General features: G+C 60.9%; 22 protein-coding genes. 7 read left to right on the forward strand and 15 right to left on the reverse strand.

Annotated elements, in window-relative coordinates:
* The first annotated feature begins 7 nt into the window (after positions 1-7).
* Complete coding sequence (gene greB, locus AC1DIH_RS03440) at positions 8-505, forward strand: transcription elongation factor GreB (RefSeq protein ID WP_054596336.1); 498 nt, start codon at positions 8-10, stop codon at positions 503-505.
* Between the two features lie 14 nt (positions 506-519).
* Here greB and AC1DIH_RS03445 read toward each other — a convergent pair whose 3' ends face one another.
* From AC1DIH_RS03445 to AC1DIH_RS03455, 3 genes are all read right to left on the reverse strand, one after another.
* Positions 520-828, reverse strand: a complete 309-nt coding sequence (locus tag AC1DIH_RS03445) for a class I SAM-dependent methyltransferase (protein ID WP_477770594.1) — start codon at positions 826-828, stop codon at positions 520-522.
* A gap of 250 nt (positions 829-1,078) precedes the next feature.
* The gene (locus AC1DIH_RS03450; protein ID WP_477770595.1) at positions 1,079-1,513 is read right to left on the reverse strand and encodes a DoxX family protein; all 435 of its coding nucleotides are present in this window, start codon (positions 1,511-1,513) and stop codon (positions 1,079-1,081) included.
* A gap of 103 nt (positions 1,514-1,616) precedes the next feature.
* Positions 1,617-3,038, reverse strand: coding sequence for an MltF family protein (locus AC1DIH_RS03455; protein WP_477770596.1), 1,422 nt, complete (start codon positions 3,036-3,038; stop codon positions 1,617-1,619).
* A gap of 233 nt (positions 3,039-3,271) precedes the next feature.
* Between AC1DIH_RS03455 and AC1DIH_RS03460 the strand changes: the two genes are divergently transcribed.
* The 3 genes from AC1DIH_RS03460 (at position 3,272) to AC1DIH_RS03470 (ending at position 6,225) form a co-directional block, all read left to right on the forward strand.
* Positions 3,272-4,078 (forward strand): TatD family hydrolase, encoded by an 807-nt coding sequence (locus tag AC1DIH_RS03460; protein WP_477770597.1) that lies wholly within the window; start codon positions 3,272-3,274, stop codon positions 4,076-4,078.
* Between the two features lie 101 nt (positions 4,079-4,179).
* Positions 4,180-5,661 (forward strand): methyl-accepting chemotaxis protein, encoded by a 1,482-nt coding sequence (locus AC1DIH_RS03465; protein WP_477770598.1) that lies wholly within the window; start codon positions 4,180-4,182, stop codon positions 5,659-5,661.
* Positions 5,662-5,862: 201 nt separating this feature from the next.
* Entirely contained in the window at positions 5,863-6,225 is a 363-nt protein-coding gene (locus AC1DIH_RS03470; protein WP_477770599.1) for a terminase, read from the forward strand.
* A gap of 5 nt (positions 6,226-6,230) precedes the next feature.
* Here AC1DIH_RS03470 and AC1DIH_RS03475 read toward each other — a convergent pair whose 3' ends face one another.
* From AC1DIH_RS03475 to AC1DIH_RS03485, 3 genes are all read right to left on the reverse strand, one after another.
* The gene (locus AC1DIH_RS03475; RefSeq protein WP_477770600.1) at positions 6,231-7,028 is read right to left on the reverse strand and encodes an acyl-CoA thioesterase; all 798 of its coding nucleotides are present in this window, start codon (positions 7,026-7,028) and stop codon (positions 6,231-6,233) included.
* A gap of 122 nt (positions 7,029-7,150) precedes the next feature.
* Entirely contained in the window at positions 7,151-7,918 is a 768-nt protein-coding gene (locus tag AC1DIH_RS03480) for a CHAD domain-containing protein (protein ID WP_477770601.1), read from the reverse strand.
* A gap of 97 nt (positions 7,919-8,015) precedes the next feature.
* Positions 8,016-8,294 carry a hypothetical protein gene (locus AC1DIH_RS03485; protein WP_054596327.1) on the reverse strand — a complete coding sequence of 93 codons (279 nt, stop codon included), beginning with the start codon at positions 8,292-8,294 and terminating at the stop codon, positions 8,016-8,018.
* A 224-nt stretch (positions 8,295-8,518) separates the two neighbouring features.
* On the opposite strand from AC1DIH_RS03485, the gene AC1DIH_RS03490 reads away from it, so the two are divergent.
* Positions 8,519-9,556, forward strand: a complete 1,038-nt coding sequence (locus AC1DIH_RS03490) for a patatin-like phospholipase family protein (protein WP_477770602.1) — start codon at positions 8,519-8,521, stop codon at positions 9,554-9,556.
* Between the two features lie 134 nt (positions 9,557-9,690).
* Here AC1DIH_RS03490 and AC1DIH_RS03495 read toward each other — a convergent pair whose 3' ends face one another.
* From AC1DIH_RS03495 to kdpF, 6 genes are all read right to left on the reverse strand, one after another.
* On the reverse strand, positions 9,691-10,389 hold the full coding sequence (locus AC1DIH_RS03495; protein WP_477770603.1) for a response regulator: 699 nt from the start codon (positions 10,387-10,389) through the stop codon (positions 9,691-9,693).
* A 48-nt stretch (positions 10,390-10,437) separates the two neighbouring features.
* Entirely contained in the window at positions 10,438-13,089 is a 2,652-nt protein-coding gene (locus AC1DIH_RS03500; RefSeq protein ID WP_477770604.1) for a DUF4118 domain-containing protein, read from the reverse strand.
* 131 nt (positions 13,090-13,220) lie between these two features.
* Positions 13,221-13,766 (reverse strand): potassium-transporting ATPase subunit KdpC, encoded by a 546-nt coding sequence (kdpC, locus tag AC1DIH_RS03505; RefSeq protein ID WP_477770605.1) that lies wholly within the window; start codon positions 13,764-13,766, stop codon positions 13,221-13,223.
* A 54-nt stretch (positions 13,767-13,820) separates the two neighbouring features.
* Positions 13,821-15,899, reverse strand: coding sequence for a potassium-transporting ATPase subunit KdpB (gene kdpB, locus AC1DIH_RS03510; RefSeq protein WP_477770606.1), 2,079 nt, complete (start codon positions 15,897-15,899; stop codon positions 13,821-13,823).
* An 11-nt stretch (positions 15,900-15,910) separates the two neighbouring features.
* Positions 15,911-17,605, reverse strand: coding sequence for a potassium-transporting ATPase subunit KdpA (gene kdpA / locus AC1DIH_RS03515; RefSeq protein ID WP_477770607.1), 1,695 nt, complete (start codon positions 17,603-17,605; stop codon positions 15,911-15,913).
* An 8-nt stretch (positions 17,606-17,613) separates the two neighbouring features.
* Positions 17,614-17,703: a K(+)-transporting ATPase subunit F gene (gene kdpF / locus AC1DIH_RS03520; protein WP_019692955.1), complete on the reverse strand. Its 90-nt coding sequence runs from the start codon at positions 17,701-17,703 to the stop codon at positions 17,614-17,616.
* Between the two features lie 386 nt (positions 17,704-18,089).
* Between kdpF and eat the strand changes: the two genes are divergently transcribed.
* Positions 18,090-19,454, forward strand: coding sequence for an ethanolamine permease (gene eat, locus AC1DIH_RS03525; RefSeq protein ID WP_477770608.1), 1,365 nt, complete (start codon positions 18,090-18,092; stop codon positions 19,452-19,454).
* A 165-nt stretch (positions 19,455-19,619) separates the two neighbouring features.
* Positions 19,620-19,787, forward strand: a complete 168-nt coding sequence (locus tag AC1DIH_RS03530; RefSeq protein WP_427538990.1) for a DUF2897 family protein — start codon at positions 19,620-19,622, stop codon at positions 19,785-19,787.
* Positions 19,788-19,832: 45 nt separating this feature from the next.
* Here the strand turns inward: AC1DIH_RS03530 and AC1DIH_RS03535 are convergent, their stop codons facing one another.
* From AC1DIH_RS03535 to AC1DIH_RS03545, 3 genes are all read right to left on the reverse strand, one after another.
* A complete protein-coding gene (locus AC1DIH_RS03535; RefSeq protein WP_477770609.1) occupies positions 19,833-20,684 on the reverse strand; it encodes an urea carboxylase-associated family protein in 852 nt (283 codons plus the stop codon).
* 15 nt (positions 20,685-20,699) lie between these two features.
* Entirely contained in the window at positions 20,700-21,353 is a 654-nt protein-coding gene (locus tag AC1DIH_RS03540; RefSeq protein ID WP_477770610.1) for a GntR family transcriptional regulator, read from the reverse strand.
* 126 nt (positions 21,354-21,479) lie between these two features.
* Entirely contained in the window at positions 21,480-21,881 is a 402-nt protein-coding gene (locus AC1DIH_RS03545; protein ID WP_427529987.1) for a hypothetical protein, read from the reverse strand.
* Between the last annotated feature and the right edge of the window lie 2 nt (positions 21,882-21,883).

Consider the following 21,883-nt stretch of genomic DNA (forward strand, 5'->3'; position numbering starts at 1 on the left):
AACCGCTATGAGCCGCTATCGCCCTCCTCGCACCGCCGGCACCGCCCTCATCACGCCCGAGGGCGAAGCGCGGATGCGTGCCGAGTTCCATGAGCTCTGGCATGTACGTCGCCCCCAGGTGACCCAATCCGTCAGCGAGGCGGCTGCGCAGGGCGACCGCTCTGAAAACGCCGAGTACACCTACGGCAAAAAGATGCTGCGCGAAATCGACAGCCGCGTGCGGTTTCTCACCAAGCGGCTGGAAGCGCTCAAGGTTGTCAGCGAAAAACCCAGTGACCCGAACAAGGTCTACTTTGGGGCCTGGGTGACCATCGAAGATGAACACGGCAAGGAATCGCGCTATCGCATCGTCGGCCCGGATGAACTTGATCTCAAACTAGGCTTGATCAGCATCGACTCACCGCTGGCGCGGGCCTTGATCGGCAAAGCACTGGATGCCGAAGTCCAGGTGCAGACGCCTACTGGCGAGCAGTTCGTGTATATCGTCGCAATCGACTATCCCTGAATCTCGGCAAGACCTCAGCGACGGGTAATCAACCCTTGGCGCGCAACACGCGTCAGTTGCCTGATCACTTCGACCGCATCTTCGGCGCTGGGCGACTGGATCACCGCCAGATCGAAGCTGTCGCTGGCAAAGCGCGCCAGCGATTCGCCGTCTTCGACAAACTGGATCAGGAACGCTGCAGGGCCGCCGGTACGACGTGGCCAGCCATCGAGATAACGCAGCAGGGTCGGCTGATGATTACCGCCAAGGAGGATTTTTGGATTGCGCTGGGTCGGGTGTGCCGTGATCGGCGCAGGACGTACTGGAGGGCGTAGTGCATTCATCGTGTCGTGTCTCTGCCTCGAAAGTCTGCATGGCAGGTGAGAGGCAACACCGAACCAGCGCTTTAGCGGTATTTCGAAGCCTGTTTCAAGCTTCTATCGGTAACTGGATGAATTACCTGGCGCCCCGCAAGTAGCTGTTTAAATCGGCGCATGGCAAACATCCTAGAGAAGCCGACAGGATAGTGTCAAGAATCTCGCGCAACAAAAAAAAGACCCGCACAAGGCGGGTCTTTTGGTTGAGTCAGAGCGGTCAGCCAGTGATGGCACGGTCTGCCGACAGCTTGCCGGCGCCTTCGATCAGTACGGCGATGCTACCGCCGAGCAAGGCCAGAGCGAATTCATAACCGTTGTTGGCCATGAACAGACCGTTGTGGATGTGCACCGATAGAATGGCGACCAGCGAAAGGAAGGTCAGCCCCAGCGCAGCCGGGCGTACCAGCAGGCCAATGATCAGCGCCAGACCGGCGAAGAACTCGGTACCACCGGCCAGGATTGCCATCAGGTGACCCGGGGCCAGGCCGACGCTTTCCATGTACTGCGCGGTGCCGGCAATGCCATAACCGCCGAACATGCCGAAGAGTTTCTGTGAGCCGTGGGCAGCGAAGATGATGCCGACGAAGATCCGCAGAACGGTCAGACCGTAGCCAGCGCGGGTGGACAGTACTTTGTTGATCAATGTGCTCATGCTATGTCATCCAGTGTGAGTGTGTGTTGGTTGACCGCTATATTAATCAGTAAACATAATGTTAAAAGCGTAATAAACCCGCCATAACAATCAGTTTATTCGATCATTTGCGTGAGGCAACTTTCTGCCCTTGAGGCTCCAATGACCCTCGCTCCCGGTCATATGCCAAAAAGTATTTATTCACACTATTAACATAGCTGACAGGACCCATTCCCACCTGCTCCATGGCGACGCGCTCGACCTGGAAAAACCACTGATTGGGGTTCAAGCCGCGGCGCCGGGCCTCGGCACGCATCCCCTGAACACGTTCCGGCCCAAGGTTGTAGGCCGCCAGAACGAATGCCATGCGCTCACGCTCATTGAGCTTGGGGCTGGCGAAAAACTTGCGACGGATCAGTGCCAAGTACTTGGCCCCGGCCTGCACATTGTTGTCCACGGATTGAATGTTATTGACCCCGACCCGTTGCGCCGCCGACGGGGTAATTTGCATCAGTCCGGTCGGACCGCTGCCGCTGCGGGCGCTGGGCTCCAGCGCCGACTCCTTGAACGCCAGCGCCGCCAGGTTCAACCAGTCCATGCCCTGTTCTCGAGCGTGCTTTTGCAAGACCGGGCGCAGCTTCTCAAGACGTTGGCGGTCGGCGCGATCCAACGGGTAGTGAACCTGATACAGGCGTCGGTAAATACGCAGGAAAGCCACATCCTCATCGGACGGGGTCTTATAGGCTTGCAGAAAACGATCAATGCTCGCTCGCAACATCGAGGCATCACGGCGGACGAACCAGTACTCCTTGCCCGGCTCACTGATGACCACCTGGCGATCGAAACGCAGCTTGGGCAGGATCTTGCCCCAGCGCTCGGCAATCGGTTGCTCGACGATGGTCAGGTGAAAAATCCCGCCCTGCACCATCTCCAGCACGTCTTCGACCGCCAGGCTCGGGTCGACCCATTCGACCTTGACCGGTGGCTGCTTGTGCAGCGCCAGCTTCTGATTGATCTGGTTGATCGCCTCACCGGCCGCGCTACCGGCGGGCAGCGCCAGGGTTTTGCCGGAAAGTTGTTCAAGACGGGTATAGCGGCGCTCGCCCTTGATCCCCACCAGCAGCAACGGCACGCTTGCGCCAATCGGCTCGCTGGTACTGACCGCGTGTGCGGACTGCGCATCGAGCAACTCCCCCGGTGCTACCAGGTCACCCTCGCCGCGCTGTAACGCGCCGAGCAATTGATCCTTGGCTTTGGGGATGATCTTGAGGGAGATTTCCTGGCCATCACGGGCATGGCCATTGAGGTACTGTTCGAAGGCTCGCAGGCGGTGATATTCAACGCCAATGGTCTGGCCCTGGACCTCGCCGGAGCTGTTGCGGCTCTGATTGACCAGCACCCGCAATACGCGGCTGCCGCGGATTTCCGCCAGATCGCGGACCTTGCCCGACTGAACGGCTTCCAAGGGACCCGCCAACCGCGCAACGGCCGGCATCGGCAGCAGCATCGACAAGCACAGCACTAGCAAAACCTGGAGTCGTGTCATCCGTTCTCCGGAAAGAATACTGTCCAACGTCTCGATATTTCGAGCCGTGGGTCGACAGAAACAGAGCGCCTGGAGCGCTGGCAGAGTGCGAAAGAGTGCAGCCGCGACGGCCAACTGGCCCGTCGAAGCTCTCTTCCGGCATCAAAAGACAGCTTTAACTCTTTGTAGTTCTTCGTTTTTATTATAAATCTACAGCTCTGGTATGCTTTCCGGCCAAAGGCTAGGGTCACACCATGCAACTCATCGATATCGGCGTCAACCTGACCAACCCCAGTTTCGCCGACAAACACCAGGCGGTACTCGACCGTGCCTATGCCGCTGGCGTCTGCCAATTGGTGCTCACCGGCACCAGTGTCGAAGGCAGTGAACAGGCCCTGGAGCTGTGCCAGCAACTGGACGAAACCGGGCAGCGGTTGTTCTCCACCGCCGGTATCCACCCGCATTCGGCCAGTGACTGGAATGCCGACAGCGCTCAGCGCCTGCGCAGTTTGCTCAAAGAACCCAACGTGCGGGCGGTCGGCGAATGCGGACTGGATTTCAATCGGGACTTCTCTCCGCGTCCACAACAGGAAAAAGTACTCGAAGAGCACCTGGCAATGGCCGTCGAACTGCAACTGCCGGTCTTCCTCCATGAGCGCGACGCCAGCCAGCGCCTGCTGGAAATCCTGCGCGACTACCGCGACCAGCTACCGGCCGCCGTGGTGCATTGCTTTACCGGCAAGAAGCGGGCGCTGTTCAGCTACCTGGATCTCGACCTGCATATCGGCATCACCGGCTGGATCTGCGATGAACGTCGTGGCACTCACTTGCACCCGCTGGTCCGCGAGATCCCGCGCGGGCGCTTGATGCTCGAAAGCGACGCACCGTATCTGTTGCCCCGCAGCCTGCGCCCCAAACCCAAGAACGGGCGCAATGAACCGGCGTACCTGACCGAAGTGCTGCGTGAGGTGGCCTTGCATCGTGGCGAAAGCCTGGAAGACGTAGCCGCTCACAGCACCGCGTGTGCACGAGCGTTTTTTGGCTTGCCGTCGGTTGAGTGAACCCGCCATCCTCATTGATCCACATCAAAAAGCCCTTCGCTGAATAGCGGCACAATGCTGGCACCTTGCCAATACTGTTTCCGCTATCAGAGAAGACCTCCATGGGTGCCTGGCTTAGCAACATTTCGCTGAAATACAAATTCTGGGCGGTCAACGCGGTCGCCTTCGTCACCACCCTGCTGCTGGTGCTGTATGCCGTGCAGCTGGAGCAACAAGCACGCAACCAGGCCTCACAGCAGTCGGCCGTCGCTCAAGCGCGGCTGATCAGCGGCTGGCCAGTCGGCCAGGCCTTGCCTGAGGCCAGTCATTTCCTGAGCTTTGGCAAAGGCCAGACTCCCCTGCTGAACCAACAGCCATTGCCCGAGTTGAATAACGCCAACGGCTGGGTCGACATCAATGACATGCCTCTGTTTGGCGAGAACCCGTTGATCGGTGCCGAGGTGCTTTCGCGCACCAACGGCGAGCAGATCGCCGTTCTGGCCTATGGCCCGAGTTTGAGTCAGGTGTTCGGCGAACGATTCGCCAACTACGCGGCAGCCGTGTTCATCCTGATGCTGGCGATGCTCGGTGCCTCGCAATTGTTGATCCGTTTTCTGCTCGCCCAGCTCAACACCCTCAAGGACGTGATGCTGCACGTCGAAAAAACCGGCGACCTGTCGGCTCGCGTACCGCTGGCGTGCACCGATGAGGTGGGCCAGATGGCCAGCGCCTTCAACGCCATGCAGGCGGGTTACCAGCGCGTGGTCAACACCGTGGCCAATACTGCCCGCCAACTGGATCTCGGCGCCGCGCGTCTGGCCGCCAGCATGAACGACGTACGCCACGGCATGCTCGGCCAACAAAGCGAAACCGATCAGGCCGCCACTGCGATCAATGAGATGTCGGCCATGGTCTATCACATCGCTCAACATGCCGGCGCCACTCGCGACCTCTCGCAAACCGCCGACACCCTCGCCGGCAGTGGCCAGGAGGTGGTCAGCCGGGTACAACAGTCCGTCGCTGGACTGTCCTCCGGGGTGCAGCAAACCGCTGAGATGATTCAGCGTCTTGCCGAAGATAGCCAGAAAATCAACGGCGTGGTCAGCGTGATTCACAGCATCGCCGAGCAAACCAACCTGTTGGCCCTGAACGCCGCCATCGAAGCCGCACGCGCCGGAGAAATGGGCCGGGGCTTTGCGGTGGTCGCCGATGAAGTGCGCAATCTGGCCAAGCGGGTGCAGACTTCTACTGATGAAATCACCAGCATGATCTCCGCGCTGCAAGCCGGTACACGGGATGCGGTGGACTTCATGCAGGAAAGCTCGTTCAAAGCCGACGACTGCGTACAGCAGGCTCAAGAGGCTGGCGCTGCGCTGGCAGAGATCACCGGTGCCGTGGCGCAGATGCGTGAAAGCAACACACAGATTGCCGTGGCGGCAGAACAGCAGAGCCAGGTGGCAGAGGAGATGAACCGCGCGGTGGTGAGTATCCGTGACGTCACCGTGAACACCGTGAAGCAGACGGTGGATTCAGCCAGCACCAGCAATGAACTGGCGACATTGGCGGGTGAGTTGAGCAAGGCGATCGGGCAGTTGAAGCTTTGAGGGCCCCATCGCGAGCAGGCTCGCTCCCACAGAGGAATGCGATCAAATGAGGGAGCGAGCCTGCTCGCGATGGGGCCAGACCGGTCAACATCAATATCAACCATGCCCCCTATCGCACCGATAGCCAACCTTGATTCGCCGCCTGCAATTGCCCCACCTATCCTTCAACCATGTGTTCAACACGGATCGAGGATTATCCACATGGGCAAACGTCACCCCAACCTTCCCGCCTGGCAATGGCGTGCATACCCGCAAAACCACCAGCACCCGACCAATCTGGTGTTGCACCTGATTGCCGTGCCGCTGTTCATCGTGGCGTTTCTGCTGATCGTTTCCGGTGTGTTCGGCCTGAGTGTTCTGAACGTCGCCATCGGAGTCGTCGGCCTGCTTGCCGCACTGGGCTTGCAACGCCACGGTCACAGCCTGGAGGCGCTAGCCTCCGAGCCGTTCAGTGATCGCAAAGATGCGGTGTCGCGCTTGCTGGTCGAACAATTCCTGACGTTCCCGCGTTTTGTCCTCAGCGGCGGCTGGTGGCGCGCCTGGCGCAAGCGCCATCACCGCTGAAGGTCTTACGCGAAAATAGTCACCGTCTGCCGGCTCAACGCAATCAACTGCCCTTCAGCGCTCCACAGCGCTGCGGCGGCGTGGCCATATCCGTCACGGGCGTGTTCGATTTCCACGAGATATTTGCACCAGTCCAGCGTGCTCAACGCCAGCAACGGCTGAATGAACTCGATGGTCCAGGTCAGGGTGCTGCCCGCCGCCGGTTTCTTCAGGTGCGGCAACAATGCCGGAGGCCAGGCATCCACCAGCGCCAGAATGTGCGCCTCGGTGACCGGCTCTTCCTTGACATCACCACGCAAGCGAACCCAGCCGCCCATATCCCGGGATTTATTACCGGTGAACGGCAAACCGCCGACACTCCAACGCATCGCCAGATGGCGCATGAACTCGGGTGTCACGCCTTTGATGTAGGGCAGTTCCTGACAATCGTCCCAGTGTTTCATCTCTGGCGCGGGCGCAGCCACCACCTCGACTTCGGAAGGACGCGAAGCGCCAAAGCTGCCCTGAACCAGGGTCACCACCTGGCCGTTCTGCACGGCTCGCCCCAGCACCTGGCTGACCGCTTTGCCTTCGCGCAGCACATCAACCTCAAAACTCACGGCCACGCCGGGTTCGACCGGACCGACAAAGGTGATCGCCAACGAACGCACCGGGCGATCCGCCGGGACTTTCGCGCGCATGGCTTCGTACTGTAACGCGGCGACCAGGCCGCCGAAACTGGCGCGGCCCTGGGCCCATTCCGCCGGAATAGACAGCTCATGCGGCGAACTGCGCACGGCGTCGAGCAAATCGGAAAAGCGCATGGAAACCTCAAGGCTGGGAAAGGATCGAAGGATCTTAACCAGCCAGCAGCGCCTGTACAGCACCTATTCCGGCCAAAGAGGCTGACAGATAGGCCGCCAACGGCGACGAAAAGCAATCCACGTCAGGCTTTGAAGCAAGCCGAGATGAGTTTGTCGAGCACCCGATCGGCGCGACTTTCAGCCTTGGTCATGGTTGTTCGCCAGTCGGCCACGCAAGGCAGCAAGTCGGGCTCATGCTCGGCACGTGCCAACCATTGCCAGCAATCGTGCCATTCGCCGAGCGCTTCCTGTGCCGACTTGAGACGTGGCATGGCGGCTTCGGGCAAGCGGTCCAGTTCGGGATAGGCTTCGATCGCATAGCGCACGCGCTTGATCAACAGACGCAGGCGATGGCGGTCATGCGCGGGATCGTGCAGGGCCGCATCCAGCGCTTTCCATTGTTTGGCCAGGCGCTTCTCGATGCGCGTACGCAAACCCTTGAGCAAACCTTGACGCTGGGAGGCGCGCAAAAAGCGTGGAAATGCGTCGAGAATCATCAATAGTTGCGCCAATTCCGGGCTGTCGGCCACCGCCGGATAGGCGTGCGCCATTTGCACCATTCGGCGCTTGGCCGCGTCCGCTTGACCGTGTGCCAGCAAGTACGCCGCCAGCACTTCACGGTCGCGCAGCGGCGTGGTCAGGCTTCCAACACCTGCCGCTGCTGCTTCGAGTTGTTCGACACCGGGCAAACCGCGCAATGGCCGCAGCAGACTGCGCAAACGGCGAACCGTCGTGCGCAAGTCATGCAGCGCTTCCGCGTCGGTGCTGGCGCTCAAGCGCGCCTGGCAGGCCAGCAAACGCACCTCCAGCCCCAACACCTTGGCCACCAACCGATTCACCAACGCAGACATCGCTCTCTCCCAAGTCGACAACCAGCATCAGATCGCTAGTTAACGCTCATGCTGGCGGTAAAACCAGGTGCCGACATTGCGTCAGATCATTGTGAATTCAACGCCCTGCGCGGGATTCGCGAATATAGAAGCGTGCTTTCTCGGCTTTTTTAGTGCAGCCCTCGTAGGCCTCGAACTGCTGCTGGGTCTTGGCCCCGGTCAGCAGCGAAAGCGCCTTGGAGTAACTCACGGTACCCGCGAAACCTTCGGCCTTGGCAATGTCCAGTTCCTGCCAGGCGGCATCCAGTTGACTACCGCAACTGTCGCGGTAAGCAGATTTTCCTGCGCAACCGGCAAGCACCAACGCGATCAATGGCAGACAGATCCAGGCTTTCATCAATGATTCCTCAAGGTATAAAAAACAATCGTGCAGGTAAGACGGCCAATGCCGCAAAAAGTGCCTTGGTCCACCCATTGAAACTATAGCGCCCGCGAGAATACTCATGTGCCGTTATTGAGTATCGAAAAAACGACGCTAATGGCCTGACTCAGAGTCAGCATGATTGAAGCACGCCCCTCATTGGGTGCATTGTTGAAGCCTGTTTGATGAAGGGGCGAGTCATGAAAAAGCGTGTCGCACTGGTGCTGGGCTCAGGTGGCGCCCGAGGCTATGCCCATATCGGCGTTATCCAGGAAATCGAAAGGCGCGGTTATGACATTGCCTGTATCGCCGGTTGCTCCATGGGCGCGGTGGTCGGCGGTATCTACGCCGCCGGCAAGCTCGACGAATACCGCGACTGGATCGAGAGCCTGGATTACCTGGATGTACTGCGCCTGGTGGACGTGAGCTTTCGTCTTGGGGCGATACGCGGCGAGAAAGTCTTCGGGCAGATCCGCAAGATTGTCGGCGAGATCAACATCGAAGAGCTGCGCATCCCCTACACGGCCGTCGCCACCGACCTGACCAACCAGCAGGAAATCTGGTTCCAGGAAGGCTGCCTGCACCAGGCGATGCGCGCCTCGGCGGCGATCCCCAGCCTGTTTACCCCGGTCATGCAAGGCAATCGCATGCTGGTCGACGGCGGCCTGCTCAATCCCCTGCCGATTGTTCCGGTGGTCTCGAGCCATTGCGACCTGATCATTGCGGTCAACCTCAACTCGACCAACCAGCGGCACTATCAACTGCCGGTGATCCAGCGCCCTGCCGCGTTCAGAAGCCGCTTCGACAACCTGCTCAACTCGCTCGGTTCACGCCTGCCGTTCCGCCGCAAACAGGCTGAACAATTGCTGCTTCTGGAACAGGAAGCACTGCGCAGTGAAGCCGCCGAAATCAACCCCTGGATCGAATCCGTCGATCCCGAAGCGCAACAACCCGCTGCCGCCCCGGAAGGCGATGGGGCGCCGAAATCCGCTACAGGCTCATTTATCATCGACAACGTTGGCCCTGCCTCATTGCTGGACTTGATCAACCAGAGTTTCGAAGTGATGCAAACGTCGTTGGCGCAGTACAAGATCGCTGGTTATCCGCCGGACATCCTGATCAATGTGCCAAAGCGGGTTTGCCGGTTTTTCGAGTTCTACAAGGCCCCGGAGCTGATCGCGCTGGGACAGGAGATTGCCCGGGATACGCTGGATCGGTATGAGAATGAACGCGATTAAGGATCAGGAGACTCTCGAGTGACTGTTCGGGCCTCTTCGCGGGCAAGCCCGCTCCCACATTGGATTTGTGGTGTATACAAAACCACTGTGGGAGCGGGCTTGCTCGCGAAGGCGCCGGATCAATCAATACAGAACTAAAACCTGCCCTCATTCAACAACCGATACCCCACCCCCGCCTCGGTCAGGATAAACCTCGGCCGAGTCGGGTCATCCGCCAGTTTCTGACGCAGATGACCGACCACAATCCGCAAGTAATGGCTGTCTTCGGTGTGGGTCGGGCCCCAGATGTCCTTGAGCAGTTGCTGCTGGGTGATGACCCGCCCGGCGTGACGCGCCAGTTGCGCCAGCACCGAGTACTCCTTGCGGGTCAGCGCCACCTCGGCACCGTCCAGCAATACCCGCCGGTACGCCAGATCGACCGTCAACGGGCCGAACTTGAGCGCCGCTTCCTGGGCTTCACCCGCTGGAGCCTGCCGCAACAAGGCGCGGATCCGCGCCAGAAACTCCTGAATGCCAAACGGCTTGGTCACGTAGTCGTTGGCGCCGCCATCCAGCGCCTCGACTTTCTGCCCTTCGCTGGCGCGCACTGACAGGACCAGCACCGGCACTGTCGACCATTCACGGAATTCGCGCAGCACTTGCTGGCCGTCCATGTCGGGCAGGCCGAGGTCGAGCACCAGCAAATCCGGCTTGTTCAGCGCAGCCTGGGCCAGGCCCTCGGTGCCGGTACCGGCTTCAAGCACTTTGTAGCCCTGGGAGGCCAGGCTGATGCGCAGGAATTTGCGGATCTGCGGTTCATCGTCAATGACCAAAATGGTCGTGGTCTGGCTCATGGTTTCAAATCAGGCAAAGTAAGTGGCGAGAGAGTAGCGCAGGCAGCGTCAGGCTTCACTTTCAAACCCCGGCTGCTCCTGCAATGGCAAATGAATGGTGATGCAGGTGCCGCGCCCACCGATACCATCGGCGACGCTGATCCGCCCGCCATGGGCGCCGACCATGCCCTGGCAGATCGCCAGGCCCAACCCGGTGCCCTGCCCGCCCCGATCACCACGGGCGGCGGTGTAGAACATGTCGAAAATCTTCGCGCGTTCCTCTTCGGGAATACCCGGGCCCTCGTCACTCACGGAAAAAAACAGCTCGCTGTCACTGGCGCCGGCACTCAGTTGCAAACGGCCATGGGCCGGCGAAAAGCGTGCAGCGTTTTCCAGCACATTCACCAGCGCCTGCTCGATCAATGCTGCATGCACATAGAGCAATGGCAACGCGCTCGGCACATCGGTGCTTACCTGCAACGGCGCCAGCACTGCACGCAAACGGTTGAGCGAACTGCCGACGATATCTGCCGGCGACACCCAATCGCGCGCCAGCTTCAAGGCGCCGTGGCCCAGGCGCGTCATGTCCAGCAGGTTCTGAATATAGCGGTCGAGCCGTTCGGCTTCATCACGAGTGCCTTCCAGCAACTCACGGCGATCCTCCAGCGGAATCGCCTCGCCCAGCGCCAGCAAGCTGTCGATGCTGCCGCGCATGGACGTCAGTGGTGTGCGCAAATCATGGGACACCGACGCCAGCAAAGCGCTGCGCAATTGTTCGGTTTCACCGTGCAGGCGCGCCGCCTCGAGATCGTCGGCCAACTGCGCACGGGCCAGCGCTTGAGCCAGCGGCTGACTTAATGCAGTCAGCAAACGCCGCCGCTGACCACTGAGCTGCTGACCCTCTTTCGGGCAAACGCCGAGCAAGCCCAGCGGCCCATCGTCGACCGACAACGGCCACCACCACCAGCGACCGAACGGTAATGTGCCAGTGCCCATGCCGGCCGGTTGATCGTGCTGCCAGGCCCAGTCGGCGGCAGCGCGCTCGGCTTCGGAAAACTGCAGCGGGCCACCGGTTTCGACCTTCCAGCCACCCTGCCCGTCACGGTTAACCAGACACAATTGCAGATCGTTCCAGCCCACCAAGTGTGCCGCCGCCGCGCTGATCACCGCTTGCCGGTCGGTGGCGGCGGTGAGCTTGCGCGACAGGTCGAGCAGTTCGCTGGTCTCTTGCTGCGTGTCGCGCAAGGCTTCCAGCTGGCGCCGCTGACGCGCCGCAAGGTTGCCGGTGAGCGCCGCCATCAGCAGGAAAAACAGCAGCGTCAACACGTCTTCCTCACGCTGAATCGCAAAGGAGAAGGTCGGCGGAATGAACAGGAAATCGTAGGTCAGAAATGACAACGCCGCACACGCCAGCGCCGGCCCGAGGCTGCTGCGTACCGCCACCAGCAACACCGCCGCGAGGAACACCAGCGAGATATTCGGCAGCGGCAAAATACTCGACACCGCCCACGCCAAAGCGCTGGCCAGCACCGTCGCCAACAGCGCCAGCGCATAGTCGAACCAGACCAACGAATGCACCGAACGCTGACGCGGTTGATGCTGTTGTTCATCGCTGTCGAGGACGTTGATTTCCAGGCCTCGGGCATTGCGCAACAAGCGTGAGGCCAAGCCGCCGCCGAACAGTCGACGACGCCAACGCTGACGCGACTGACCGACCAGCAGCAGGCTGGCACGCCGCTCAGTGGCGTGTTGAATCAGGGTTTTCGCCACTTCGCCAGCGCGCAGCAGCACCACTTCGCCGCCCAGCCGTTCAGCCAATTGCTGAGCGCTTTGCAGGCGCAAACGCGATTGCTCGTCGCGCACGCTGCCGTTGTCCACATGCACCAGGCTCCACGGCAAATGCCGACGCTGCGCGACCCGACTGGCATGCCGCACCAGACGCTCGGCCTGGGCGTCGCCATCGACCCCCACCAACAAGCGACCGCGCACGGCCGGAGCCGCCTGGCCCAACTGTCGGTAACCGCGACTCAGGTCATCATCGACCTGCGCCGCCGCGGTTTGCATCGCCAGTTCGCGCAGTGCCGTGAGGTTGGTTTGGGTGAAGAACGCATCGATCGCTGCGCGCGCCTGCTCCGGCACATAAACCTTGCCATCACGCAGCCGCTCGAGCAGCTCGCGCGGCGGCAGGTCGATCAACAGCAATTCGTAGGCTTCTTGCAGCACCCAGTCAGGCAGGGTTTCGCGCACTTGCACGCCGGTGATCCCGCGCACCTGATCGTTAAGACTTTCCAGGTGCTGGACGTTAACCGTGGTGTACACGTCGATGCCCGCTGACAACAACTCCTGAATATCCTGCCAGCGCTTGGCGTGGCGGCTGCCGGGGGCGTTGCTGTGAGCCAGTTCGTCGACCAGCACCAGTTTCGGCTTGGCCTTGAGCAGGCCATCGAGGTCCATTTCCTCGAGCATCACGCCACGGTATTCCGAGCGCACCAACGGCAACTGCGGCAAGCCGCCGAGCAGCGCTTCGGTTTCCGCCCGACCGTGGGTTTCCACCACCCCGGCCATGACTTTCACGCCTTGGCGCAGCTGGGTGTGGGCGGCTTGCAGCATGGCGTAGGTCTTGCCGACACCGGGGGCAGCACCGAGAAAAACCTTGAGCCGGCCACGGCCATCGCGGGGTAAATCTGCTAATAGTGCGTCGGCGCGGCCGGAGTCGCTCATGCTTGAAAATCTCTGTTTGTCTGTTGTTCAGGTGGTGATTGCACAACCGTCATCGCGAGCAGGCTCGCTCCCACAAGGACAGTGATGAACCTGTGGGAGCGAGCCTGCTCGCGATTGGCAGCCGCACAGTCTTACAACTTCTCCAGCGCGATGTTCAGTTCCAGCACATTCACCACCGGCGGTCCTACCAGCGGCTGCTCGATGTGCGCGTCCACCAACTGCTCGACCGTCGATATCGGCAGATTGCGCGCCGCTGCAACCCGCGACAGTTGATAGGCAATTGCCGCCGGAGGCAAGTGTGGATCGAGGCCGCTGCCAGAGGTGGTCAGCAACGCCAAGGGCACCGGCCCCTGGCCTGGCACCAGCAGTTTGTTGGCATCGTCGATCACCCGGGTCGCGAGTGCCGGATTACTCGGTGCCAGGTTACTTGCACTGCTCGATACGGTCGCAAATGCGCCCGCCGATGGCCGTGGATGGAACCACGCATCACCGGCAAAATCCTGGGCAATCAGGGACGAGCCGCGCACCTTGCCATCGGCGTCACGCACCAGGCTGCCATTGGCCTGATCAGGGAACGCCACCTGGGCGACACCGGTCACCACCAGTGGATAAGCGACGCCGGTGATCAGGGTCATCAGGACCAGCAGGCTCAAGGCCGGACGAATCATTGTGGACATCATCAAATCCTCAATTCAGGTAAAACGCCGCGCCCGGGGCGCGGCGTGCAGCAGTTACACCAAATGCAAAGCGGTCAGCAGCATGTCGATCAGCTTGATGCCCACGAACGGCACCACGATGCCGCCCACGCCGTAGATCARCAGGTTGCGGCGCAGCAGGTGTGCAGCGCTCGCGGCCTGGACACGTACCCCGCGCAGGGCCAACGGGATCAACCCGACGATGATCAAGGCGTTGAAGACGATGGCCGAGAGAATCGCGCTCTGCGGACTGCTCAGGTGCATGATGTTCAGCACGCCCAGTTGCGGGTAGATCGCGGCGAACAGCGCCGGCAGGATCGCAAAGTACTTGGCCACGTCGTTGGCGATGGAAAACGTCGTCAGCGCGCCGCGGGTCACCAGCAGCTCTTTACCGATCTGCACCACGTCCAGCAGCTTGGTCGGATCGCTGTCGAGGTCGACCATGTTCGCCGCTTCGCGCGCTGCCTGCGTCCCGTCATTCATTGCCATGCCGACGTCAGCCTGAGCCAGCGCCGGTGCGTCGTTGGCACCATCGCCGCACATGGCGACCAGACGCCCGTCGTTCTGCTCGTGACGAATCCGGGCGAGCTTTTTCTCCGGCGTCGCTTCGGCCAACACATCATCGACACCGGCTTCAGCAGCAATCGCCGCTGCGGTCAGCGGGTTGTCGCCGGTCACCATCACCGTGCGAATCCCCAACTTGCGCAGCTCGGCGAAACGCTCGCGAATGCCTGGCTTGACCACGTCCTTGAGGTGGATCGCACCGAGCAACTTGCCCTCGGCACACACCAGCAATGGCGTACCGCCGCTTTGGGCAATCTTGTCGATTTCCCGGGACATCGCCGGCAGTATCTCGGCACGCGTCAGGCCAACGAAGGCCAGCACCGAATCCACCGCGCCCTTGCGGTAGACACGGCCCTGATAGTCAACGCCGGACAAGCGGGTTTCGGCACTGAACGGCACAACGGTCAGCACCTCGGTGGACGGTTCGGCCTGTGGATAAAGTCCGCGCAGGTACTCGACGATCGACTTGCCTTCGGCCGTGTCGTCGGCCAGCGAAGCGAACAGCGCACCTTCCGCCAGCTCCTTGGCACTGACGCCCGGCGCTGCATAAATCGCGGTGCAGCGACGGTTACCGAAAGTGATGGTGCCGGTCTTGTCCAGCAGCAACACATGCACGTCGCCCGCTGCTTCTACCGCACGGCCGGATTTGGCGATCACGTTCAGCCGCACCAGACGGTCCATGCCGGCGATACCGATGGCCGACAACAAACCGCCGATGGTGGTGGGAATCAGCGTCACCAGCAGCGCCACCAGGAACACCAGCGGCAGGTTGCCATTGGCGAAGTGGGCGAACGGCTGCAAGGTCACGACCACCACCAGGAAGATCATGGTCAGGCCGATCAGCAGGATATCCAGCGCCACTTCGTTCGGGGTTTTCTGGCGTTTGGCGCCTTCCACCAGGGCGATCATGCGATCCAGCGTCGATTCACCGGGGTTCGCGGTAATGCGCACCAGCAACCAGTCGGACACCAGTCGAGTGTTGCCGGTGACCGCCGAGCGATCACCGCCGGACTCGCGAATTACCGGTGCGGATTCACCGGTAATCGCCGCTTCGTTGACCGCGGCAATACCTTCGATCACCTCGCCGTCACCGGGAATCATCTCGCCGGCTTCGACACGAACCACATCGCCTTTGCGCAGGCTGACCGCTGGCACTACCTGAAAGCTGCCATCGGCTTTCTTACGCCGAGCGCTCAAGCCTTCGCTGCCGGCCTTGAGGCTGTCGGCACGGGCCTTGCCACGACCTTCGGCCAAAGCTTCGGCGAAGTTCGCGAACAACACGGTGAACCACAGCCACAGGGCAATTTGTGCCGCGACAAACGTCGGCACTGCCGGATCTGGAATCACGCACAACACGGTGGTGAGGATCGCGGTCAGTTCGACCACCAACATCACCGGCGAGCGCTTCAACTGCCGTGGGTCGAGCTTGACGAAGGCTTGCACCAGCGCCGGCCGCCACAGGGCCGAGATCGCGGTTTTCGGTTGCTCGACAGGTTGCGCCGGCACAACGTGTGGTGCGGCTTTTTTCGATACACGAACGGGCATATTCATCATCAAATCCCTCAGAAGCCTATGCTCAAGTGTTCAGCGATAGGCCCCAACGCCAGGGTCGGCAGGAAGGTCAGGCCACCCACCAGCAAAATGGTCACCGTCAGCAACGTCACGAACAGCGGGCCATGGGTCGGGAAGCTGTTCTGGCCAATCGGTGCGGTTTTCTTCATCGCCAGGCTGCCGGCCAGGGCCAGTACCGGGAGGATGTAGCCGAAGCGCCCGATCAACATGCCCAGGCCCAGCATCAGGTTATGGAAGGGCGTGTTGGCGTTCAGGCCGCCGAATGCAGAACCGTTGTTGGCGCTGGCGGAGGTGTAGGCGTACAGCAACTGGCTGAAACCGTGGGGGCCAGGGTTGCTGATGGTTCCCGCAGGGCCAGGCAGGCTCGCCGCAATGGCACCCAGCACCAGCACGCCGATCGGCATCACCAGCAAGGTGACGACCAACAGTTGTACTTCCTTGGCTTGCAGTTTCTTGCCGAGGTATTCCGGTGTACGTCCGATCATCAGACCGGCGAGGAACACCGCGATCAGCACGTTGAGCAACATGCCATAGAGACCGGCACCGACGCCGCCGAAGATTACTTCGCCGACCATCATGTTGATCAGCGCGACCATGCCGCTCAGCGGGTTGAGGCTGTCATGCATACCGTTGACCGAGCCGTTGGAGGCTGCGGTGGTGGTCACCGACCAGAGCACGGTCGCCGTGGTACCGAAGCGTGCTTCCTTGCCTTCCAGCGGCGCAGCCTGTTCGACCGCGACGTTGTTCAGGGTCGGGTTCGGCTGGTATTCAGCCCACAGCGACACCGCGCCACCGATCAGGAACAGCGCGAGCATGCAGGCGATGATCGCCCGGCTCTGACGCAGGTCCTTGACGTAATGGCCGAAGGTGAACACCAGCGCCACCGGGATCAGGATGATCGACGTGACTTCGAACAGGTTGCTCCAGGCCGTCGGGTTCTCGAACGGGTGCGCCGAGTTGACGCCGAAGAAGCCACCGCCGTTGGTGCCCAGTTGCTTGATCGCAATCTGGCTGGCGGCAGGACCCAGTGGGATCACTTGATCCACGCCCTGCATGGTCAGCGCATTCACATAGTGCGCGAAGGTTTGCGGCACGCCCTGCCAGACCAGGAACAGCGCCAGCAGCAGGCAAATCGGCAACAGGCCGTAGAGGGTGGCACGAGTCATGTCGACCCAGAAGTTACCGAGGGTTTGCGCGGACTTGCGACCAATGCCGCGACACAAGGCAACCAGAACAGCCAGGCCGGTGGCGGCGCTGACGAAGTTCTGCACGGTGAGGCCGATCATCTGGCTCAGGTAGCTCAGGGACGCCTCACCGCTGTAGGACTGCCAGTTGGTATTGGTCATGAAGCTGACGGCGGTGTTGAACGCCTGCGTCCACTCCTGCCCCGGCAGGTTTTGCGGATTGAGTGGCAAGTAGTCTTGAAACAACAGGATCGCAAACAACAGCAAAAAGCCCGCGAGGTTGAACGCGAGCAACGCCAGGGTGTATTTCTGCCAACTCTGTTCGCTCTGCGGGTCGACCCCGGCCACGCGATAACAGCCGCGCTCCAAGGGCCCGAGGATCGGCGTCAGCCAGGTGCGCTGGCCTTCCATCACCTTGTAGTAGAACTTGCCCAGGAATGGTGCCGGAATCAGCACCACGGCGAAGAAGGCGAGGATCAGCCAATAGTCATAACTGTGCATAGCCGCTCCTAGTGCTGATCCGCGCGCAACAGCGCAACCAACAGATAAATGAACAGTCCCACCGCCAACAGCAGGGACACCCCGTCCAGAACACTCATGGAATTTCTCCGTCGTACGGCAACTGCCGCGTGTGGCGCAATTGTCCGCAGGAAGGCTGTAAAGGAACGAGACCGAGGGGTTGGGCGGGGCATAAAGAAAGCGTAAAGAGTGGGTTTATGCCTTCGTTACAGCGGTGTCCGGGCGGGCCTCTTCGCGGGCAAGCCCGGCTCCCACATTTGAAATGCGCTCCCCTGTGAGAGCGGGCTTGCCCGCGAAGGCGTCAGAACAGACACCACCGCCCCCAACTGGCGCACAAAAAGCGCACACTCAGGAGCGAACATCCTCGATACGACAGCTTTCTGCGCTTTACGACGTAACGAGCCGACATGGCACGCCCGCTGCACACGCCCTCCCGGGCTTTTCCAAATCGCAGCGGGAGAAACGCATGAACACACAACTCAAACCGACGTTGGGCACGCTGCATTTATGGGGGATCGCGGTCGGGCTGGTGATTTCCGGCGAGTACTTTGGCTGGAGCTACGGCTGGGGCGTAGCCGGAACGCTCGGTTTTCTGGTGACCTCTCTTATGGTCGCGACCATGTACACCTGCTTCATTTTCAGCTTCACCGAACTGACTACGGCGATCCCGCACGCAGGCGGCCCTTTCGCCTACAGTCGCCGCGCCTTTGGTGAAAAAGGCGGACTGATCGCCGGCCTGGCGACGCTGATCGAGTTCGTCTTCGCACCTCCGGCCATTGCCCTGGCCATTGGCGCCTATCTCAACGTGCAGTTCCCCGCCCTCGACCCGAAACATGCGGCGGTCGGCGCGTACATCGTATTCATGGGCCTGAACATCCTCGGGGTAAAACTGGCGGCGACCTTCGAACTGGTGGTGTGTGTACTGGCAGTCATCGAGTTGCTGGTATTCATGGGCGTGGTCGCCCCGGCGTTCAGCTTCAGCAACTTCGCCCTCAATGGTTGGGCCGGCGCCGATGCGTTCGGTGCACCGGCCATCGCCGGGATGTTCGCGGCAATCCCCTTTGCGATCTGGTTCTTCCTCGCCATCGAAGGCGCAGCCATGGCCGCCGAAGAAGCCAAGGACCCGAAACGGACGATTCCCAAGGCCTACATCAGCGGCATTCTGACCCTGGTGTTGCTGGCGATGGGCGTGATGTTCTTTGCCGGTGGCGTGGGTGACTGGCGGACCCTGGCGAACATCAACGACCCGTTGCCGCAAGCGATGAAAGCCGTGGTCGGTGAAAGCTCCGGCTGGCTGCACATGCTGGTGTGGATTGGCCTGTTCGGGCTGGTGGCAAGTTTCCACGGGATCATCCTTGGCTATTCGCGACAGTTCTTCGCCCTCGCCCGTGCCGGATACCTGCCGGCCTACCTGGCCAAGCTGTCGCGCTTCCAGACCCCGCACCGGGCAATCATCGCTGGCGGGCTGATCGGCATCGCGGCCATTTACAGCGACGGGCTGATCAACCTCAGTGGCATGACCCTGACCGCCGCGATGATCACCATGGCGGTATTCGGCGCCATCGTGATGTACATCATGAGCATGCTGAGCCTGTTCAAACTGCGTAAAACCGAACCGAACCTGGAACGGACTTTCCGTGCGCCCGGCTACCCACTGGTACCGGCGACCGCCCTGGCATTGGCGGTGGTGTGCCTGGTGGCGATGGCCTGGTTCAACGCGCTGATCGGGGCGATCTTCCTCGGCTTCATGGCGGTCGGTTTTGTCTACTTCCTGCTGACAGCGCAATTGCGTGCCGATGCGCCGGCGGATGCGATGTTGACCGGGCGTTGAGCAAGCACTGAAACGACGCTGATGACGTCGCCTACAAGGATGTGCGGCGTCTGCGGTATATCAGGCATAGAATGGAACCACTGCGAAAATTGATCGCTCAAAAGTGGTATGCACGATCGGTTGGTGAAGCCCTCGCCTACCGGCCTGCCCTTAAGGAGAACACCTATGCCCTGGTATGCCTGGTTGATTCTGGTGGTTGCTATCGGATCGATCGTCGGTGGCTTGATGTTGCTGCGCGACACCGCGAACAAAGTGGAATTGACCGACGAGCAACGTAAACGCGTCGCTGAGCGCAACGCCGAAGCGGACGCCAAGGATGCGAAGGATCGTTGACTGAACTGTGGCGAGGGAGCTTGCTCCCACGCCACAAAAACTTCTCTACTTCTCCCACGCGGCCTTGGCAATATGCAAGCCGTGCAGCCCCTTGTACGCGGCCCGCTCAGGCTGGCTCCAGCCTTTGAGCAACGTCTCCTCCAAACGATAGATTTCCACACCCAACGGCCGGCAGACACTTAACGGGTCCTGCGCATTCGGCCCCCACATCGGCAGCGACAAATCGCCCCCCGGGCAGGTCGACAATGCGCACAGCAGATCGATCTCGGCGAAGAACTCCAGGTAGTCGCCCTTCTGCGCCGGACAGGCCTTCATGAAGTACATATCGTCGTGATTGAGCCCCGTGCACTGAAAGATGTTCAGCACGTCATGCACGTCGAACTCGGTCAGACCGTGAGGTAACACGGCGCGGGTCAGGTTCGAATGGCAATGATGATGGAAATCCTCGCCGGTGAGCATTTTGTTCACATAGGGATCGCAGCGCGTACCCAGCAGATCATGCAAACGTCCGCCATGTTCGTCGATGCCATAGTTGGCCAGGCTGTCGTCGGTGATGGTCACCAGCGGTCGCAGAAAAGGCAGGTTCGACCAGAGCCGGTCATGGGTGCTGACATGAGCCCCCTGCAATTGCCGGGTCCGCGCAGCCCACAGCCGCTCGCGCGGGTCGTTGGCATTCCAGACGTTGAAGTCCCCCACTTGCGGGCCCACGGGTGTGGTCACACGAAACACATGCCCCGCCGGTACATGCCAGGCGCGTCCGGTGCGGATCGGCACTTCGAATTGCTCGATCAGCGTGCGCGCAGCCGGTGTATCGCGGATCCGCTCGTAGAAGGCTTTATCGACCTGCAACGCCGAGCCCTTACTGACCTGATAAGCCGCGGGATAGTCTTTGTACATGGCATGAGTCCTCGATCAATGACGGGAAGGATGGTTGAACAACTCAAGCAATTGCTGTTCGGAATCGTCGAGATAATCGCTCAAGGCGTCGTAAGCGCCGGGCTTGTCGCCCTCGACCAGCAAGTCGTGAATGTGCCGGTCGCGCTCAAGCCAGGGCGCCTGGAAGCGGGACTCGTCAGGTGCCGCACTGAACACCAGACGCAGTTGCGCAACGACATTGGTAAAGAATTCATCGAACAGCGGGCTGCGTAACAAACCGACAATGTGTTGATGAAAACGCAGGCTGTGGGTGCCGACAGCCCGCCAGTCTTCACGCTCGCGGGCCAACTGCGCGGCTTCAATGGCGTCGATCATGTGATCGGATTGGTATTCGCGCAGCGGTCGGCAGGCGCTGATGGCCTGTAGCTCCAGCGTGCGTCGGACCTGGAACAGGTCGCGCACCTGGTCGGTGCCGAGCTGGCGAACCATCACGCCTTTATTTCGAACATAAAGGGTCAGGCCCTCCTGCCCCAAGCGGTGCAGCGCTTCGCGGATGGTATTGCGCGAGGCGTTGTAGGCAAGCACCAGATCGCCTTCCACCAACGCCCGCCCCGGCAGCAAACGTCCGCCAATGATGTCGGCGCGCAACTCCAGTGTGATGTGGTCAGCCAGGGACAGTCCGCTGCTCATACTCATCGCCTCAGGATTGTTCAACAATCGTCAGTCAATGAGTAATCACTATTCGTGCCAGTTTCAACCTGCACGCCACGCCTGGCGCACAATGCAAAACGGCGACCCTTGGGTCGCCGTTTTTCGTTACTGACTGTATTGCTTGCCCAATCCTGGCGGTACGCCATGGATGTCGATCTCTTCCCACGGACCGTTCGGGCTGATGCTGCGGCTCCAACCGTTGTTCCAGCGGTAGTAGGTGCGCTGGCGGTAGAAGGTGTCGGTCTGGTTGTCGAGAACGTAGACGCCGAGTTTCGCATCCCAGTGGCTGTTGCCGCCCGGCGGTGGGGCAAAGCTTGCCGAGGTGCGCGGCTGCGGTTTGCCGGGTTTGTTTGGAGTCACCGGTTTGCCAGGGGCGGTCGTCGGTTTGCTGCCTGGGTACGATGACGGAATCGGCGGCAACCGCTCTTCATGTGACGGCGGCTGGACCGCACATGCACTTAACCCCAAGACAAGACTGAGCAGGGTGATACGAGCGATGGCGGTCATGG

The sequence above is a fragment of the Pseudomonas sp. 05N36 genome, assembly GCF_056397385.1.

Excerpts from the sequence above, each read along its gene's own strand:
- greB (WP_054596336.1), top strand. The coding sequence starts at position 8 with ATGAGCCGCTATCGCCCTCCTCGCACCGCCGGCACCGCCCTCATCACG.
- AC1DIH_RS03445 (WP_477770594.1), bottom strand. The coding sequence starts at position 828 with ATGAATGCACTACGCCCTCCAGTACGTCCTGCGCCGATCACGGCACAC.
- AC1DIH_RS03450 (WP_477770595.1), bottom strand. The coding sequence starts at position 1,513 with ATGAGCACATTGATCAACAAAGTACTGTCCACCCGCGCTGGCTACGGT.
- AC1DIH_RS03455 (WP_477770596.1), bottom strand. The coding sequence starts at position 3,038 with ATGACACGACTCCAGGTTTTGCTAGTGCTGTGCTTGTCGATGCTGCTG.
- AC1DIH_RS03460 (WP_477770597.1), top strand. The coding sequence starts at position 3,272 with ATGCAACTCATCGATATCGGCGTCAACCTGACCAACCCCAGTTTCGCC.
- AC1DIH_RS03465 (WP_477770598.1), top strand. The coding sequence starts at position 4,180 with ATGGGTGCCTGGCTTAGCAACATTTCGCTGAAATACAAATTCTGGGCG.
- AC1DIH_RS03470 (WP_477770599.1), top strand. The coding sequence starts at position 5,863 with ATGGGCAAACGTCACCCCAACCTTCCCGCCTGGCAATGGCGTGCATAC.
- AC1DIH_RS03475 (WP_477770600.1), bottom strand. The coding sequence starts at position 7,028 with ATGCGCTTTTCCGATTTGCTCGACGCCGTGCGCAGTTCGCCGCATGAG.
- AC1DIH_RS03480 (WP_477770601.1), bottom strand. The coding sequence starts at position 7,918 with ATGTCTGCGTTGGTGAATCGGTTGGTGGCCAAGGTGTTGGGGCTGGAG.
- AC1DIH_RS03485 (WP_054596327.1), bottom strand. The coding sequence starts at position 8,294 with ATGAAAGCCTGGATCTGTCTGCCATTGATCGCGTTGGTGCTTGCCGGT.
- AC1DIH_RS03490 (WP_477770602.1), top strand. The coding sequence starts at position 8,519 with ATGAAAAAGCGTGTCGCACTGGTGCTGGGCTCAGGTGGCGCCCGAGGC.
- AC1DIH_RS03495 (WP_477770603.1), bottom strand. The coding sequence starts at position 10,389 with ATGAGCCAGACCACGACCATTTTGGTCATTGACGATGAACCGCAGATC.
- AC1DIH_RS03500 (WP_477770604.1), bottom strand. The coding sequence starts at position 13,089 with ATGAGCGACTCCGGCCGCGCCGACGCACTATTAGCAGATTTACCCCGC.
- kdpC (WP_477770605.1), bottom strand. The coding sequence starts at position 13,766 with ATGTCCACAATGATTCGTCCGGCCTTGAGCCTGCTGGTCCTGATGACC.
- kdpA (WP_477770607.1), bottom strand. The coding sequence starts at position 17,605 with ATGCACAGTTATGACTATTGGCTGATCCTCGCCTTCTTCGCCGTGGTG.
- kdpF (WP_019692955.1), bottom strand. The coding sequence starts at position 17,703 with ATGAGTGTTCTGGACGGGGTGTCCCTGCTGTTGGCGGTGGGACTGTTC.
- eat (WP_477770608.1), top strand. The coding sequence starts at position 18,090 with ATGAACACACAACTCAAACCGACGTTGGGCACGCTGCATTTATGGGGG.
- AC1DIH_RS03530 (WP_427538990.1), top strand. The coding sequence starts at position 19,620 with ATGCCCTGGTATGCCTGGTTGATTCTGGTGGTTGCTATCGGATCGATC.
- AC1DIH_RS03535 (WP_477770609.1), bottom strand. The coding sequence starts at position 20,684 with ATGTACAAAGACTATCCCGCGGCTTATCAGGTCAGTAAGGGCTCGGCG.
- AC1DIH_RS03540 (WP_477770610.1), bottom strand. The coding sequence starts at position 21,353 with ATGAGCAGCGGACTGTCCCTGGCTGACCACATCACACTGGAGTTGCGC.
- AC1DIH_RS03545 (WP_427529987.1), bottom strand. The coding sequence starts at position 21,881 with ATGACCGCCATCGCTCGTATCACCCTGCTCAGTCTTGTCTTGGGGTTA.